Below are 16,080 nucleotides of genomic sequence, written 5' to 3' on the forward strand. Positions count from 1 at the left end.
TCTTTGCGCTCGATTTGACCCACAATCTGTTTGCGTAACCCTTCACTAAAGGAACGCTTTTGCTTAATTTGATAATCATTTTTCATCCTCATTGGAGTTGTGAACAACAACAAATTGTGACAACTTTTTCAGGTACTATCAATAAATCCTCACTTCCTTAAAATGTGCATAGGAATCCGTCGCTCCCTTAGCCACCAATCCAAGTCGGAATCCCATCCCCCAGGGGACTAAATGCCTCACATCCTGGGTTTCTCCAATTTGAATGGTTTTGCCGTCTATCAAAGCTGAAGTGGTCATTTTATAGCCATCCTTCATGCTCAGAATCAATTTGACTTCTTTGCCTGTTGGTATGGTTTCAGAGGCTATTTCTCTGGTCTTTTGATTGATTGTTTCCCAGAGTATCAGCTGATTTCCTTTTATTGAAATCCCCATGCCAGCCGGGGGTGCCCCAAAACCGTTATTTGCTCCGCCAATTACTGCCAATCCAGCAGCAGCTTCTCCATCTGGCTTCACTGTAGCTTCGTATTGATAATCTAGGGATTTTGTGCCTTGCACCAATAATGTCCCAAGGGTTTCATTTTCCTCCGAAGCCTGAAGCTTAAGCCCTTTTTTTCCTGTTTCGTATTGGATATCCTGTGTTACCCTCCATTGCCAGACTGGATCTAGTCGTTTTTTGAAATTGTCCTTGAATTCTAAAGAAGCTTTACTGCGTTCATAGCCCGCTTTATTTGCCAATATAGGCCAGTTGTCGTCTGTCCAATCGATTTTTTCCAAGACTCCCTGCCGACCCACATACACGCTTCCTTCCGTATTATATGCGTGGTACAGCATCCAAAAATCTCCGTCTTTCTCCACGACGGTTCCATGGCCGGCACATTTCCAGTTGTCATTGTCTTTCAATACGGGGTTCATGTCGTATTTTTCCCAAGGGCCTAAAAGTGTTTTGCTTCTGGCAACTCCGGTCACATAATCACAGGTGATCTCGCAGCATCCACGTGCAGAATAAGTGGCATAGAAATATCCGTTTTTCCGGAAAATCGCCACCCCTTCTACTAATCCTCCTTCCCAAGGCTGGTCATTTTGGAATAGCTCATGCTTTTTTCCGATCAATCTTGTGCGTTCCTTATTTATTTCCTGTGCCCATATGGGGGTTTTCTGCCCCTTGCTATTTCCGTCTTCTTTCCAAAGCACATAGATTTTGCCGTTTTCGTCGCGTGCCTCAAAAGCATCAATGGAACCAAATTCCTGAGCAACTAATGGCCCATGATCGGTAAATTTGCTTTCAGGAGAATTTGCGCTTGCTACAGCTACACTGAGTCTATTACTAACCTTATCTCTAGCAGTATAATAGGCGTAGATTTTTCCCTGATCCTCATCGTAAGCAAGCTCTGGGGCCCAAAAGTTGTTTTTGGCCCAGTCTGGAGCTCCATCTGGAAAAACATAATTCACCAGCTCCCAACTGATCAGATCAGTTGACTTGAAGATAGGAAAAAGAGGTGCCCATTCATTTGATGTGGCAGAGGCATAATAGTGTTTCCCGATTTTGATGACTGTGGGATCCGGACGATCTCCGGCCAAAACCGGATTGTCAAACCCTCGGTTTTGGGCAAGCCCCATATGTGTTATCAAAGCTACAAGCAGTAGAAGCATCGCTACTCTCGGCACTCTAATTGAGGTGTTCATAGGGTTTAGGTTATTTGTCAATTTAGTCAGAAGGACTTTGCTGGTTTTACTTAATACGCTCCGTTTTGATTTTAAATACCAATTCTAAAGATTTGTATCCTCTATTCAGTCCATTAGATCCAGAAACTTTTTTCAAATCCAGGTATAAATATTTTCCTAGTTATTAGGAAGTCGGTTATTCTGAATAGTCTGATATTCCTTTACCAGAATACGAGCGCATAGAAGAAACCTTAACAAAGGTAATACTAAGGTTAAAATGACAATCCAAATAGGCGAAAAGTCAGATTATTTGAAGGATTTGTTCCAGTGCTACCGGGTATGGATTAGTCCTTGGGGTGGGGAGATTCCCTTATTTCCAAACTTGCTCAATTCGGCTAGGTAGAAATTCCCTATAAAAAATCCAATAGACGGGTAAGATACATCTGAACAATGTGAAGTCACTTAATCAGTACGTATATCCTTGCAAGTTTTAGATGGAACACATGATATGCTAAATTTTTAATACTAAAAATCCGGTCATGATTTCATGACCGGATTAGCATATTCATTCTGTGTTCACCCAGTGATTGGGCAAGTAAGGCTTTTTCGGCCCATTTAAACGGGCTTTTTTAGGTTTTTAGATGGTTTTGGAACAATAAAAGTTCCAGAAATGGCTACAGATTGCTTCAAACTAGGTTTGATTTTAGTTGTGTTTCTCGTGTAGGTCTTTTTCATAATAGGCTTAGGTTTATGTTAATAAAACTTCAATGTAATCGACAATATACTAATGAAAATTTATAAAGTACTTGATTTCAAAGGGGAAAGCACAACATTTCCTGTCTTTTATTGAAAAAATGTAATTCCTACGTTATTATGCCTTGCAAAGTAGGTTTAGTTTTTTTGATTCTTTTTCTGTTTTGCTGCAAGCATTTGAGGGTTTGTAAGCCTGGATCTTTCCAGAAAGTAAATGTCTTGCCTCTCAAAATATTTTCTGATAAACCTCCTCCAGTTTGCTCACAGCCATCACTTCGATTTTGTATTTGCCTAGATCGAGACCTTTGACAGCATATTTGGAAACAATTATTTTTTTGAATCCCAATTTCTCAGCTTCTGCGATGCGGTTTTCTATACGATGGACTGCCCGGATTTCTCCCCCCAAGCCTACTTCAGCCGCAAAGCAAACCTGCTCCGATACAGGAGTGTCCTCGTAGCTGGAAATCAATGATGCGCAGACAGCCAGATCCAATGCGGGGTCATCCACCCGGAGGCCTCCCGCGACATTCAGAAAAACATCTTGCTGACCAAGGCGCATTCCCCCCCGTTTTTCTAAGACTGCCAAAAGCATATTCAACCGTTTGGCATCGTGCCCGGTACTACTTCGCTGAGGGGTTCCATAGGTTGCAGGGCTTACAAGGGACTGGATTTCAATAAGCAAAGGCCGATTCCCTTCCATCATGGCTCCTATGGCTACGCCGTTGAGCACTTCTTCCCGCTGCGTTAGGAGAATTTCGGAAGGATTTGCCACTGGACGAAGGCCCTCAACCCGCATCTCGTAGATCCCAAGTTCATGGGTGGAGCCGAAGCGGTTTTTGGAAGTTCTCAGGATCCTATAACTCATATGTCTGTCCCCTTCAAACTGCAAGACTGTATCCACCATATGCTCCAATACTTTCGGGCCTGCAATAGAACCATCCTTTGTGATATGCCCGATCAGGAAGACAGGTGTCCCGGTTTCTTTAGCGAACTTCATGAGTTCGGCCGTACACTCCCTTACCTGAGAGACTGAGCCTGCTGCTGATTCTACATATTGACTTGTTAAAGTCTGAATGGAGTCTATGATCAGCAAATCAGGTTTGAGTGCTTCAATCTGCTGAAAAATCTGCTGTGTATTCGTCTCCGAAAGGACGTAGCATTCCGGATTCTTTGCTGACATCCGATCCGCACGCATTTTTATCTGGGCTTCACTTTCCTCTCCGGAGACATATAAGATTTGCTTTTCTTTGAGAATCAAAGCTATCTGAAGCATAAGTGTGGACTTGCCGATTCCAGGTTCGCCACCGATCAGCACGAGGGAACCAGGCACGATTCCACCTCCCAAAACCCGGTCTAGTTCCGCATCTCCTGTGATATACCGTGGCTGTTCCTCATAATTCACCTCTTGGATTTTCTTGGGGACACTGGCTTTTTTGGTGCCGGAGGAAGGAGTCTTCCACGTCCCTTTACCCGATTCTTCCTTCTGGACAATTTCCTCTACATAGGTGTTCCATTCCCCACAGGAGGGGCATTTTCCTAGCCATTTAGGACTTTGTGCGCCGCAGTTTTGACAGAAGAAGGAGGTTTTTATTTTGGCCATTTTTTAGATTTTAGACGCTAGATTCAAGACCCTAGACATCATCGGGTTTAAAAGGTAGTAAAACGCAGAACAACTTATCCCGAGAATCTAATGTCTTAAATCTTGGGTCTAGCGTCTAATCAATGCGCCTGCAGCCAATCAGTTCCCGTACCCACTTCTACTTCCACGGGTACAGACATTTTGATGGCATTTGACATTAGTCCCGGGACATTGGACTTGAGGATCTCCACCTCGTCCTTGTGTGCGTCAAAGACCAATTCATCATGTACTTGAAGGATCATTTTTGATTTCAACTTCTCCTTTTTCATCCACTTGTGCACATCGATCATAGCTACTTTGATCAGGTCGGCAGCGGAGCCTTGGATCGGTGCGTTTATAGCATTTCTCTCGGCAAATCCACGCATTGTGGCGTTACGGCTGTTGATATCTCTTAGATATCTGCGCCGGCCTAGGATGGTTTCCACATATTCATGGGTTTTGGCTTTTTCTATTGCGCCATCCATATATTGTTTTACAGCTGGAAATTCCTTGAAATAGGAATCAATGATCTCTTTGGCTTCTCCCCTCGGTATAGCTAAGCGCTGGGAAAGCCCAAAAGCAGAGATACCGTAAATAATCCCAAAATTCGCTGTTTTGGCTTTTCGTCGCATATCCGAAGTCACTTCCTCCAGTGGCACCTGGAATATCTTCGCGGCTGTGGTGGCGTGGATATCCCTACCTGTGCGGAAGGCTTCTATCATGGATTCATCTCCGGAGAAAGCTGCCATTATCCTCAATTCGATCTGTGAGTAATCTGCCGCTAAAAGAATGTGGTCTTCGTCCCTCGGTACAAAAGCCTTACGGATTTCACGTCCCCGGTCGGTACGGATGGGGATGTTCTGAAGATTAGGGTTGATAGAAGAAAGCCTTCCCGTGGCAGCCACAAACTGGTTATAAGTCGTGTGGACCCGTCCCGTTTTGGAATTGATCATAGTAGGCAAGGCATCCACGTAAGTTGATTTCAGCTTGACCATCTGGCGGAAATCGAGGATGTGTTGGATGATTTCGTGCTCATGGGCAAGCTTGCTGAGAACTTCCTCTCCGGTAGCATATTGGCCTGTTTTGGTCTTTTTAGCTTTGGGATCGAGTTTTAATTTATCGAACAGCACATCTCCAAGTTGCTTTGGCGAAGCCAGATTAAATCGTACTCCGGCCAGTTCATAGACTTTGTTTTCTATTTCCTTGCTTTCTTTTTCCAGAAGAAGGGACATTTCTGCCAGGCTCCCCATATCGATGCGAACCCCTTCAAATTCCATATCAGCAAGCACATTGATCAGAGGGTTTTCTACTTCATCAAACAGTTTTTGCAGGTTATTTTCCTTGAGCAGGGGATCAAATTCTGCTTTCAATCTGAGCGTGATATCCGCATCTTCAGAGGCATAAGCAGTTACTTCATCCTCATCCACATCCCGCATATTTCCCTGATTCTTCCCTTTTTTGCCGATCAGTTCCGTGATGGAGACAGGCACATAATTCAGGTATTGCTTGGCAAGCCAATCCATGGAATGCTTTCCATCGGCATCAATCAGGTAATGTGCAAGCATGGTGTCATAGAGGACTCCTTTGACTTCTACATCGTAGTTTTTCAATACAAGGATATCATACTTGATGTTTTGCCCTACCTTGACGATGCTTTCATTTTCAAAGACCGGCTTTAACAACTCCAATATTACCAATGTCTCTTCCCTGGTTTCAGGACAAGGAATGTAATAGGCCTCTCCTGGGACATAGGCAAATGAAATTCCGACGAGTTCTGCTTCCATAGGGTTCACGGAAGTGGTCTCTGTGTCAAAACAGAGTTCTTTCTGAATCTCCAGAAACTCCACCAATTCCAGGATTTCTGCCTTGCCTTTCACTTTGTGGTAATTCTGGATGTTGCTATGAATAGTATCAGGCACTTTTTGCTCGGCTACATTCACAGTTTCTTCCGCAAATTCAATTTCTTTAGCAGTTGGGGATGTTGCAGGCGGAGCTTCGCCAAAAAGTCCCAATTGCTCATTTTTTTGAACCCCTGCTTTTTTATCGCTGCCTTTGAATACCCGTGCGGCTAGGGTTCTGAATTCCAGTTCGGTGAATATGGCCCGTACCTTTTCCTCATCTATACCTTCATACTCCAGATGCTCTTTTACATATACGATAGGTACATCGCATTTAATAGTGGCGAGTTCTTTAGACAGAATTCCCTGCGCACCAAACTTCTCCACATTTTCCCGTTGCTTGCCTTTCAGATCAGCTGAATTTTTTATAAGCTCTTCCACTGTACCATAGGTTTTTAGCAACTTTACAGCGGTTTTTTGCCCGATTCCGGGTATTCCAGGAATATTGTCCACAGCATCTCCCATAAGGCCAAGAATATCCCTTACCTGATCTACCCTTTCGATATCCCACTTGGCACAGATTTCTTTAGGTCCCATGATATCTACCCCATTTCCCATAAAAGCGGGTTTGTACAGGAAAATATGGTCATCTACCAGTTGGCCGTAATCCTTATCTGGTGTCATCATATAGACGGTGAAGTTTTCCTTCTCGGCTTGCTTTGCCAGGGTGCCTATGATATCATCAGCTTCGTAACCATCGAGTTCCAAAATCGGGATATTGAATGCCTTCACAATTTCTTTGACCCAAGGAATTGCCACAGCGATATCTTCTGGCTGTTCCTGTCGGTTTGCTTTGTAGGCCTCGAACTGTACATGACGGAAAGTAGGGGCATGGGTATCGAATGCCACCCCAATATGGGTAGGTTTTTCCTTGTCAACGATTTCCAGGAGCGTATTGGTAAAGCCCAGCATCACGCCGGTATTGAGTCCTTTGGAATTTATTCTAGGGTTTTTGCTGAAGGCAAAATGCGCTCGGTATATAAGCGCCATGGCATCAAGTAAAAAAAGCTTGCAGGGCTGTTTTTGGGACATTTCTGGATGATTTTTGGTAAAAAGGTAATCGTGTAATAGCTGCGTAAGTTACAAATTTTCGGCTAGTGGCAGCCCAAAATCCGGCGATATCAAATTTCCTTTGACAGAGTTTGGCGGCAAATTTGGTCTTTTGGAATACCTGACTTTAAACAAACAATCTATGAAAAAATTATTCGTGATTCTTGCAATGATGTTTTCAGCTCAAATGCTGATAGCAGCTCCTGTAAAGGACGAGAACTCTAAGAAGGATAAGACTGAGTTAACTGATGCTCAAAAAGAGCGTCTTGCGGAAATTGAAGCAAGGGTGGATGAAATCAAAGCGATGGACTTTAGTGCCATGAGCAATGAAGAAAGAAAGGATGTACGCATGGAGCTGAAAGAAATGAAGAAAGAAGCCCGACGTGCTGGAGGTGGCGTTTATATTTCCGTTGGGGCTATTATCATTATTTTATTGATCCTGATTCTGGTGACCTGATCAACAGCGTTTAGTCACTTTTTTTGAAGGAAAGCCCACCATAGCTTTCCTTTTTATTTTTCCAGGTTTTCTGCCAGGTAGCTTTTCACCTGACACCCTCGCAGGAAAACCATTATTAACGGGATAAGCCAAAGGATTTCATTGAAGATCAACTGAAATGCCGTGCGCTTGTTCCAGCCTAATTCAGGGATGAAGCCCAGGCCAAACCAGATGGCTAGAATGATTTTTCCGGTAATGCCCGCAATAATCAGATATACCCAGCTGACAGGATAAAAAGCGCTAAAAAAAAGCAAAAGACCTACTACAATTCCAAGGCCTCCATAATAGTTGGTCGGTAAGGAACCTTCGAAAGCATTTCCGTCTGCAAGCCATTCCACTAATGAAGCTCCCATCAGTTGGAAGATAGCAGCCCAACCAATGGCATACATGCCTGCAAGTAGGAGAATTCCACGAAAGTGCATAGGAAATACTGGAAAGGGGGATTTTTGATCCATAGGTTGATTATATTGGGTGATAGGGATTGATGCCTTAGACTGAATTATTACAAATCTATTCAATGGAATCAAAAAACACAGTTACATCAAGGGCTTTTATATGGATAGCTGCGGTATCCTGCTTGCTTCTCGGTTTTACATTGGGGCATAATACAGGCGAAATCACCCCTCTTTCCATCCAAAGAGCTTCTGAGATCTTCGGCTTGTCTTTTACTCTTGCCGAAAAAGATAGTATGATCGGGGCATTACAAAGCCAGCGTAGTAGATATGAGTCACTGCGGGAGATCACCGTGGATAATTGCGTCTCGCCTTCCCTGGTTTTCAATCCCCTTCCTGTAGGATTTCAGCCTGATCTATTGCAAAGGCCACTGGAATGGGGATTAGCCAAAGAAGTAATTCTCCCGGAAAAAGACGCTGATATCGCATACCTACACTTGCATGAACTTGCAGTGTTGATACAATCAAAGAAACTTTCCAGTGTTCGGCTTACTCAAATCTATCTCGACCGAATTGATTCTTACTCAGATACTCTTCAGTGTTTGATTACTTTGCTGGAAGAATCAGCGATGGAAAAAGCCAAAGCAATGGATGAAGAGATCGCAGCAGGCAATTATCGTGGTCCGTTGCATGGTATTCCTTACGGGATAAAAGATCTTTTGGCGGTGAAAGGGACGAAAACCACCTGGGGAGCAATGCCATACAGGGATCAGGAGATCGATATGACTGCGACTGTGGTGGATAAACTGAATGATGCAGGAGGGGTTTTGGTGGGAAAATTTACACTGGGAGCTTTGGCCATGGGTGATGTGTGGTACGGAGGCGTGACTAAAAATCCATGGAATCTGGAGCAAGGATCCAGTGGTTCTTCTGCAGGGTCGGCTGCAGCAGTGAGTGCGGGATTGATTCCTTTTGCCTTAGGAACAGAAACACTCGGCTCCATTGTTTCCCCCTCCACCAGAAACGGAGTGACAGGATTGAGACCGACGTATGGCCGGGTGAGTAAGAACGGCGCAATGGCTTTAAGTTGGTCTATGGATAAAATAGGGCCAATTTCCAGATCAGCGCTGGATAATGGGATTGTCCTTTCCATCATCAATGGGAAAGATGCCTTTGATGCGAGTACCATACAGGCAGCGTTTAATTATTCTTCTAAGTCGGAGGTGAAAAAGCTGAAAGTTGGCTATTTCAAAGAGTACTTTGAAGAAACTGATGCTGATATGCAAAACAGCAAGGAGGTGCTTGACTTGTTGAGAAATCAGGGATTTGAGCTGCATCCAGTAGAGCTAAAAACAAGCGTAAATCCCAGAGCCATACAGATTATGCTTTCTGTAGAAGCTGCTGCAGCATTTGATGAATTGACTAGATTGGGTTGGGATGATCAGCTGGTAGCCCAGCATAAAAATGCCTGGCCGAACACCTTCCGAGCGGCAAGATTTATCCCTGCGGTGGAATACGTGCAGGCAGCTCGACAGCGCACTATACTTATCCAGGAGATGCACGAGATCATGAAGGATTATGATGTGATAGTCACCCCGAGCTTTGGAGGGGCGCAGCTTCAGATTACCAATCTTACAGGCCATCCAGCTCTCTGTCTTCCCAACGGATTCAATGAGGAGGGCGGACCAACCTCAATTACGCTACTGGCGAATCTTTTCGAAGAAGAAAAATTGGTGATGCTGGGGAATCTAATCCAGTCAAACAGCGATTGGCAGGAGCAGCGGCCTCCGATGTTTGATAAATAAATAAAAAGGCAAGAAATGAAGATGTCTTCCACTCTTGCCTTTATTTATTTGACCTGTTAACCTACCTTACAAAAGCGAGTTCATAGTCCGGGTTAAGCTTATCCTTTCACTACCACTGTTCCTTCGATTCTCATGTTGTTTTGTTCCAAAAACCAAATCTTCTGGCTTGTCTGGATGGAATAACTCTCAATCAAATGGGTAACAGCATTTAAATTGATCTCTGCCAGCGTAGTAGCAGAATAGAACAGATTGTCCTCAGCTATTTTAATGGAAACCCCAGAGACTTCACCATTGTAATAGGAGATTTTGAGGTATTTCAGTTTTCCTTTTGCCTTTGGCAATAGCTCATGGGCGAGCAGATCATCGGATTTGGTAGTGCCGTAGGATTGTAGCATGGAGGCTTTATTGATGTCGGCATCTTTAAATATGCTGAATTCCTCTGTCCAATCCTGGATAGAATAAATTAATCTTACCTGATTTTCCTCTCCCTGGATTTCTGAGCGTTTCAGCACTTCCAGACTATCGACTTCTTGGACTTTCTTTTCGATGAATCCTTTGAGGTCAAAGTATGGTGTGGTTTCAATTGTGCCTGTGGATTTCTCTGCACAGGAAAAAAAACCGGCGATCAGTAGCAAGAAAATCCCGAAGGAAAGCCCTTTTTGATAGTTCATTAAGTCAGTAGAATATTCCCACTCATATCTTCAGGCTTCTCTATACCCATCAGCTTAAGTATAGTAGGCGCCAAGTCACCTAACTTACCGTCCTTGATTGAAAGCCTGTCATTTTTGTCTACCATGATGCATGGCACTAGGTTAGTGGTATGGGCAGTATTTGGTGTCCCGTCCTCGTTGATCATCATGTCACTATTGCCGTGATCCGCAATGACAATGGTGGTATAATCGTTGGCCAAAGCCGTGGTAATCACACTGTCAGCACATGCATCTACCGCTTCACATGCCTTCACGGCAGCATCGAAATCTCCTGTATGACCGACCATGTCTGCATTGGCGAAGTTGAGACAGATGAAATCGGCACTTTTCTTTTTTAGCTCTCCGTTGATTTTGGAGGCGATTTCAAAGGCACTCATTTCAGGCTTCAGATCGTAAGTCGCCACTTTAGGGGATGGACAAAGCAATCTACTCTCTCCGACGAATTCTTTTTCCCTGCCTCCTGAAAAGAAGAAGGTGACATGTGGATATTTCTCTGTTTCCGCTATTCGTATTTGTTTTTTGCCTGCGCGTTCCAGGACTTCGCCAAGTGTGTTGTTCAGATTGTCCTTTTCGAATAGCACCTGTACACCTTCAAAAGTAGCATCGTAATTTGTGAATGTGATGTACTCCACATTCAGTTTTTTCATATTAAAGTCTTCGTAATCCTGTTGGGTAAGTGCCTGGGTGATTTCCCTGCCCCGGTCAGTGCGGAAGTTGAAGCAGATCACCAGATCTCCCTCTTCTATAGTGGCCAAGGGTTTATTATCTGGCCCCACATGGATGATTGGGCGGATAAATTCGTCAGTTACTCCATTTTCATATGATTTGCGCATGGCAGCAAGGATGTCTTTGGATTTTTCACCTTCGCCCTTCACCATGGCATCATAGGCCAGCTTCACACGTTCCCATCGATTGTCCCTGTCCATGGCATAGTATCTACCTACCACAGAAGCTACCTTGCCACTGGAATGGGTTAAGTGTGCCTGTAGATCCTCCAAATATCCTATGCCGCCTTTGGGATCGGTGTCTCTTCCATCTGTGAAAGCATGGATGAATACATCCTCTAGGCCGTGGAATTTGGCTGCGTCACACAGGCCTTTTAAGTGTTTGATATGGGCATGTACTCCTCCATCTGAAAGTAAACCCATAAAATGAGCCTTCTTTTTAGAAGCTTTGGCTTTGGCAAAAGCAGCTGCCAAAACCGGATGGGAGTTCAGCTCTCCGTTTTCCACAGCGAGATTGATCTTCACGAGATCCTGATATACCACGCGTCCGGCACCTATATTCATATGGCCTACTTCAGAGTTGCCCATTTGGCCTTCTGGCAAACCTACCGCAAGACCGGAAGCTTCCAAGGTAGCATGGGGATATTTGGTGTAAAGGCTGTCGACAAAGGGTGTTTTCGCTTTGTCAATAGCAGAAACCGCGGGGTTGGTGGCGATTCCCCAACCATCCAAAATCATTAAAAGTACTTTCTTATCCATACCGCAAATATATTATAATTCAGAGTAAAGTAGTCCCGAAATCGCGATTAGACAAAACTTCATGGACCTACACCTTTTAAACTTAAAAACGAAGGACATAATTCCTGTTTTGGCTTAGTATTTGCCTAGCATGGCCAATGACCTCAGTATTAAGTTTAATCATTTCCATTTTCTTTCTAGTCCAGCCATCTGAGCTGGAAATAGCCATTCCGGACTCCATAGAAATAGTTATTGCGGCCATCGATAGCGGTTCCAGCAGCGATTTGGCAAAATATTTCGATTCCAGTGTTTCTCTTAATGTTAACGGTTTACAGGGGGATTATTCTAAAAACCAGGCAGAACTTGTGTTAAAAGATTTTTTCAAAAAGAACCCTTCCATGGGCTTCAATCTGGTATTCCGGAGTGAAAACAATCCGAGTTTGAGTTCTTATATAGGTGATTACCAGACAGGCCAAGGGGTTTTTAAGGTCTTCATTAAAGTTTCTCAGCAGGCTTCTGATTTTAGGATTTATAGCCTTGAATTTGTCAAAGGGTAAGAAAGCATTTTACGGAATATTCCTGCTGGTAAAAGAAAATTGCTGTTTTAGGACTTTGCGGGAGCTCCAAATGCCTATTTTTGGGCATGAAACCTTCCTATCTAACAGAAGAAGCCATCTCTTCTTTTATAGCCACTGCCTTGGCCGAAGATATCGGACCAGGGGATTATTCTTCTCTATCGGCTATCCCGGCAGGCAAAACAGGCCAGGCGAAATTGTTGATTAAAGGCGATGGGATCATTGCCGGAGTGGAATTGGCTGAACGGATTTTTAAGACTTTCGATGCTGATCTTCAGATTGATCTGTTGGTTCAAGATGGGGATAAAGTTGCTTATGGAGACCTGGGGCTTGTCGTATCAGGTTCCTCAGCCTCGATCCTTTCTTCAGAGCGTTTGGTGCTGAACTGTATGCAGCGGATGAGTGGTATCGCTACCGTTACTCACAGCCTGACTGAGAAAATTCTGCACACAAAAGCCCGCCTGATGGATACCAGAAAGACCACCCCTAATTTTCGGTTGATGGAAAAATGGGCAGTCCATATAGGAGGGGGCGTAAATCACCGTTTTGCACTATATGATATGGTGATGCTGAAGGACAATCATGTGGATTTTGCAGGAGGGATACGGCAGGCCATTGAAAGCTGCAAGTCGTATCTAAAAGCGAACAACCTGAATCTCAAAATAGAGGTGGAAACAAGAAATCTAGATGAAGTAGCCGAGGTAATTGAAGTTGGTGGAATAGATTTTGTCATGTTAGACAACATGGATTATGATACCATGAGAGAGGCGGTAAAAATGGTTGGGGATAAATTTAAAACGGAAGCCTCAGGAGGGATCACCGAGGAGACCTTGGTTGATGTGGCTGAATGTGGGGTTGATTTTATCTCCATGGGTGCTCTTACTCACTCCATAAAAAGCCTTGACATCAGTTTGAAGGCTATCTGATCCTCTTAAGTGACCATTTTGAATTAATCGTGTCTAAAAAGTATGAACCCCAGTATGTGCATGGTATTTGCTGCGTAGAGCTGAATGGCTATAAGGGACAATCAATTGAATTGATGAAATTGACCGCCAGTCGCTAAGGATGGTTTCTTATACTTTCTGCTCATCCTGAGAAGTCTAATGCATAATGCGGGATAAACAAAACCAACTATGAAAAACGTATTGTTAATCTTATCTCTTTTTATTTTCGCAAGCTGTAGCCCCGATTCTTTTCCGAATAGCAAGTGGTATGGGAAACATCTCACCGTAGTAGAGATGATGGGAGCCCCCGTACAGACTTCCGGTTCCACGAGTGACGCACATCTGATATTCAACGCTGAAAACGGGGTTGTCAATGGCAGTGGCGGTTGTAATAGAATCTTTGGACAGGAAAAACGCTATCCGGTTCTCAGAAGTCGGTGCCACCCGCATGGCCTGCCAAAACATGAATTTCGAAAACAGGTTTCTCGATTTGCTCGATCAAGTGAGGTATTATGAATTTAAGGATAACATGATGCTGCTGAAAAACGGAAGGAAAGATGTGATTCTGAAGTTGCAATAATTCTAGATCCAATTCTTCCTTTTAAAAAAATACAGCATTCCAATAATTACAAGCCCCATTCCCCCCAGCACATAGAAATAGCCATATTTCCAGTGGAGTTCAGGCATATTGTCAAAGTTCATTCCATAGACACCTGCGACAAAGCTCAGGGGAATAAAGATCGTGGAGATGATGGTAAGGACTTTCATGATGTTGTTCATGCGGTTGGAAAGACTATTCATATATAGATCCAATACTCCAGAGGACATATCCCGGAAGACTTCCATAGTCTCAATGACCTGGATTGTGTTCTCATAGAGATCACGGATAAATGGTCTTGTCTCAGCACTGATTTTGTCGTCTGCATATTTGTCAAAAGAGCCGATTACTTCCCGAAGTGGATAGACTGTTCTTCTCAAATCCATCATCTCTCGTCTTTGACCGTAAAGCGCATTCAGTGTTTCACTGCCAGGGGCGGTCATCGCCTGGGATTCCAGGTTTTCGATCCGCTCACCTACATTTTCCATGACGATAAAGTAGTTGTCAATGACCGCATCGAGAAGTGCATACAGTAGGTAGTCCGTCTTGCGCTGACGTATGGCACGCTTGGGATCCGTCAGACGGCTACGTACAAACTCAAATACATCGCCCTTTTTCTCTTGGAAAGTCAACAAAATCCCGTCTTTGAGGATAAAGCTGATCTGCTCATCATCAATAGGGGACTCAGGAGTAGCGCATTGGATCATCTTCATGGCCGCAAAAAGATAATTATCAAAGACTTCCATTTTGGGACGCTGATCCACATTCAGTATATCCTCAAGGGTAAGTTTATGTATGCCGAAAAGCAAGCCTATCTTCTCCATTAACTCCACATCATGCAGGCCGATGATGTCTATCCAGATTACCTTTTTCTTCAGTTTCAGATGCCCTTCTAATTGCTCTAGATGAATAGTTTCTTCGTAGAAATCAACTTCATCATAGGTGATTAGATTTATTTCAACGTTCTCAAGCTTTTTGTCTCCGGTGAAAACCAAAGCCCCGGGAGGTAAACCAATTTTATGGGTCTTTTTGTTTTTCTTTTTCTTGGGCTTGAAAAGCTTTTGTACAGCTTTAATATTTGACAAATTGGAGCTCATACATTTCCTGGCTTGAGTTATTTCGATTTGATAAAGTCGATATTTCTTTTCAGTCCAGCAAGTTTAGTGCGCTTTACTGCTGATTTTTTGAAGACCTTACGGAAAGTCTCCTCGGTGATCTCCTGCCAATCTGAGCCTGACATTCCCTTCAAGTCTTCATTAGGCTGAAATCTTGGTTCTTGGTTGGGCTTGGCAAAACGGTTCCACGGACATACATCCTGGCAGATATCGCAGCCAAAAGCCCAGTTTTCCATTTTTCCTTTGAATTCAGCGGGAATGGAATCTTTCAGCTCGATGGTCAGGTAGGAAATACATCGGGAGCCGTCAATCACTCCATTATCCACAATGGCATCCGTAGGACAGGCATCTATGCAGGCTGTGCAGGTACCGCAGTAATCTTTGGCAAGAGGAGTATCCGGAGTTGCTTCCAGATCGATGATGAGTTCGGCCAGAAAAAAGAAACTGCCCATTTCTCTGTTCAGCAACAAGCTGTTTTTGCCCAGCCAGCCCAAGCCGGATTTCTGCGCCCATTGGCGTTCCATTACCGGAGCAGAATCCACAAAACCACGTCCGTCGATTTCACCGATTTCCTCCCGTAGTATTTCCAGAAATTCATTGAGTTTGTCGCGAATGACAAAGTGATAATCCTCTCCGTAGGCGTATTTGGCAAGTTTGATAGAATCTGCTGATTCTGGAAGTTTCTGTTCTGGATAATAATTGTATATCAAAGAAACCACCGTTTTGGCGCCTTCTACAAGTTTGGTTGGATCGAGACGTTTGTCAAAATGATTCGCCAGATAGCCCATTTGGCCGTGGTAATTACGGTTTAGCCAGTCTTCCAATCTAGGCGCTTCCTCCTCCAGAAAACCCGCTTTCGCTATCCCGCAAAAGTCAAACCCCAGCCGCTTGGCGGTGGATTTGATCAGGGAGGCACTTTTCTCTGAGGAAGTCATGGGGCAAAGATAGGGGAGTTAAGTTTCAGGGAAGAATCATAAACAATTATGAAACTATTTCATACA

The 16,080-nt window shown here is 43.9% G+C and carries 13 protein-coding genes; 5 read left to right on the forward strand and 8 right to left on the reverse strand.

The genetic code is table 11. From position 1 onward, the window contains the following. Nucleotides 1–138: 138 nt before the first annotated feature. The 3 genes from LZF95_RS16650 to polA all read right to left on the reverse strand — a co-directional run bounded on the left by LZF95_RS16650 (nucleotide 139) and on the right by polA (nucleotide 6,963). Nucleotides 139–1,683: a glycoside hydrolase family 43 protein gene (locus tag LZF95_RS16650; protein WP_233756155.1), complete on the reverse strand. Its 1,545-nt coding sequence runs from the start codon at nucleotides 1,681–1,683 to the stop codon at nucleotides 139–141. A gap of 958 nt (nucleotides 1,684–2,641) precedes the next feature. Next, nucleotides 2,642–4,015, reverse strand: coding sequence for a DNA repair protein RadA (gene radA, locus LZF95_RS16655; RefSeq protein WP_233756156.1), 1,374 nt, complete (start codon nucleotides 4,013–4,015; stop codon nucleotides 2,642–2,644). A 119-nt stretch (nucleotides 4,016–4,134) separates the two neighbouring features. Continuing rightward, nucleotides 4,135–6,963 carry a DNA polymerase I gene (gene polA, locus LZF95_RS16660; RefSeq protein WP_233756157.1) on the reverse strand — a complete coding sequence of 943 codons (2,829 nt, stop codon included), beginning with the start codon at nucleotides 6,961–6,963 and terminating at the stop codon, nucleotides 4,135–4,137. Between the two features lie 160 nt (nucleotides 6,964–7,123). On the opposite strand from polA, the gene LZF95_RS16665 reads away from it, so the two are divergent. Then, complete coding sequence (locus tag LZF95_RS16665) at nucleotides 7,124–7,438, forward strand: hypothetical protein (protein WP_233756158.1); 315 nt, start codon at nucleotides 7,124–7,126, stop codon at nucleotides 7,436–7,438. 53 nt (nucleotides 7,439–7,491) lie between these two features. On the opposite strand, the gene LZF95_RS16670 is transcribed toward LZF95_RS16665, so the two are convergent. Beyond that, on the reverse strand, nucleotides 7,492–7,932 hold the full coding sequence (locus LZF95_RS16670) for a hypothetical protein (RefSeq protein ID WP_233756159.1): 441 nt from the start codon (nucleotides 7,930–7,932) through the stop codon (nucleotides 7,492–7,494). Between the two features lie 62 nt (nucleotides 7,933–7,994). Between LZF95_RS16670 and LZF95_RS16675 the strand changes: the two genes are divergently transcribed. Continuing rightward, entirely contained in the window at nucleotides 7,995–9,674 is a 1,680-nt protein-coding gene (locus LZF95_RS16675) for an amidase (RefSeq protein WP_233756160.1), read from the forward strand. A gap of 98 nt (nucleotides 9,675–9,772) precedes the next feature. On the opposite strand, the gene LZF95_RS16680 is transcribed toward LZF95_RS16675, so the two are convergent. Together LZF95_RS16680 and gpmI are read right to left on the reverse strand one after the other, a co-directional pair. Then, nucleotides 9,773–10,345, reverse strand: coding sequence for a hypothetical protein (locus tag LZF95_RS16680; protein ID WP_233756161.1), 573 nt, complete (start codon nucleotides 10,343–10,345; stop codon nucleotides 9,773–9,775). Continuing rightward, nucleotides 10,345–11,868 carry a 2,3-bisphosphoglycerate-independent phosphoglycerate mutase gene (gpmI, locus tag LZF95_RS16685; RefSeq protein ID WP_233756162.1) on the reverse strand — a complete coding sequence of 508 codons (1,524 nt, stop codon included), beginning with the start codon at nucleotides 11,866–11,868 and terminating at the stop codon, nucleotides 10,345–10,347. Before gpmI ends, LZF95_RS16680 begins: the two co-directional genes overlap by 1 nt. A 137-nt stretch (nucleotides 11,869–12,005) precedes the next feature. On the opposite strand from gpmI, the gene LZF95_RS16690 reads away from it, so the two are divergent. The 3 genes from LZF95_RS16690 (at nucleotide 12,006) to LZF95_RS16700 (ending at nucleotide 13,946) form a co-directional block, all read left to right on the forward strand. Beyond that, nucleotides 12,006–12,404, forward strand: coding sequence for a DUF4783 domain-containing protein (locus LZF95_RS16690; RefSeq protein WP_233756163.1), 399 nt, complete (start codon nucleotides 12,006–12,008; stop codon nucleotides 12,402–12,404). Between the two features lie 86 nt (nucleotides 12,405–12,490). After that, a complete protein-coding gene (gene nadC, locus LZF95_RS16695; RefSeq protein ID WP_233756164.1) occupies nucleotides 12,491–13,348 on the forward strand; it encodes a carboxylating nicotinate-nucleotide diphosphorylase in 858 nt (285 codons plus the stop codon). Between the two features lie 391 nt (nucleotides 13,349–13,739). Then, the gene (locus LZF95_RS16700; RefSeq protein ID WP_233756165.1) at nucleotides 13,740–13,946 is read left to right on the forward strand and encodes an META domain-containing protein; all 207 of its coding nucleotides are present in this window, start codon (nucleotides 13,740–13,742) and stop codon (nucleotides 13,944–13,946) included. A gap of 2 nt (nucleotides 13,947–13,948) precedes the next feature. On the opposite strand, the gene corA is transcribed toward LZF95_RS16700, so the two are convergent. Both corA and queG read right to left on the reverse strand, forming a co-directional pair. After that, nucleotides 13,949–15,061: a magnesium/cobalt transporter CorA gene (corA, locus tag LZF95_RS16705; protein WP_233756166.1), complete on the reverse strand. Its 1,113-nt coding sequence runs from the start codon at nucleotides 15,059–15,061 to the stop codon at nucleotides 13,949–13,951. Between the two features lie 17 nt (nucleotides 15,062–15,078). Continuing rightward, complete coding sequence (gene queG / locus LZF95_RS16710) at nucleotides 15,079–16,014, reverse strand: tRNA epoxyqueuosine(34) reductase QueG (protein ID WP_233756167.1); 936 nt, start codon at nucleotides 16,012–16,014, stop codon at nucleotides 15,079–15,081. Nucleotides 16,015–16,080: the final 66 nt, after the last annotated feature.

The sequence above is a fragment of the Algoriphagus sp. AGSA1 genome (genome assembly GCF_021390545.1).
Classification (GTDB): domain Bacteria; phylum Bacteroidota; class Bacteroidia; order Cytophagales; family Cyclobacteriaceae; genus Algoriphagus.

Coding starts and splice junctions, on each gene's coding strand:
- LZF95_RS16670 (WP_233756159.1), bottom strand. CDS start 7,932: ATGGATCAAAAATCCCCCTTTCCAGTATTTCCTATGCACTTTCGTGGA.
- LZF95_RS16700 (WP_233756165.1), top strand. CDS start 13,740: ATGGCAGTGGCGGTTGTAATAGAATCTTTGGACAGGAAAAACGCTATC.
- nadC (WP_233756164.1), top strand. CDS start 12,491: ATGAAACCTTCCTATCTAACAGAAGAAGCCATCTCTTCTTTTATAGCC.
- LZF95_RS16690 (WP_233756163.1), top strand. CDS start 12,006: ATGACCTCAGTATTAAGTTTAATCATTTCCATTTTCTTTCTAGTCCAG.
- LZF95_RS16650 (WP_233756155.1), bottom strand. CDS start 1,683: ATGAACACCTCAATTAGAGTGCCGAGAGTAGCGATGCTTCTACTGCTT.
- radA (WP_233756156.1), bottom strand. CDS start 4,015: ATGGCCAAAATAAAAACCTCCTTCTTCTGTCAAAACTGCGGCGCACAA.
- queG (WP_233756167.1), bottom strand. CDS start 16,014: ATGACTTCCTCAGAGAAAAGTGCCTCCCTGATCAAATCCACCGCCAAG.
- polA (WP_233756157.1), bottom strand. CDS start 6,963: ATGTCCCAAAAACAGCCCTGCAAGCTTTTTTTACTTGATGCCATGGCG.
- LZF95_RS16665 (WP_233756158.1), top strand. CDS start 7,124: ATGAAAAAATTATTCGTGATTCTTGCAATGATGTTTTCAGCTCAAATG.
- LZF95_RS16675 (WP_233756160.1), top strand. CDS start 7,995: ATGGAATCAAAAAACACAGTTACATCAAGGGCTTTTATATGGATAGCT.
- gpmI (WP_233756162.1), bottom strand. CDS start 11,868: ATGGATAAGAAAGTACTTTTAATGATTTTGGATGGTTGGGGAATCGCC.
- LZF95_RS16680 (WP_233756161.1), bottom strand. CDS start 10,345: ATGAACTATCAAAAAGGGCTTTCCTTCGGGATTTTCTTGCTACTGATC.
- corA (WP_233756166.1), bottom strand. CDS start 15,061: ATGAGCTCCAATTTGTCAAATATTAAAGCTGTACAAAAGCTTTTCAAG.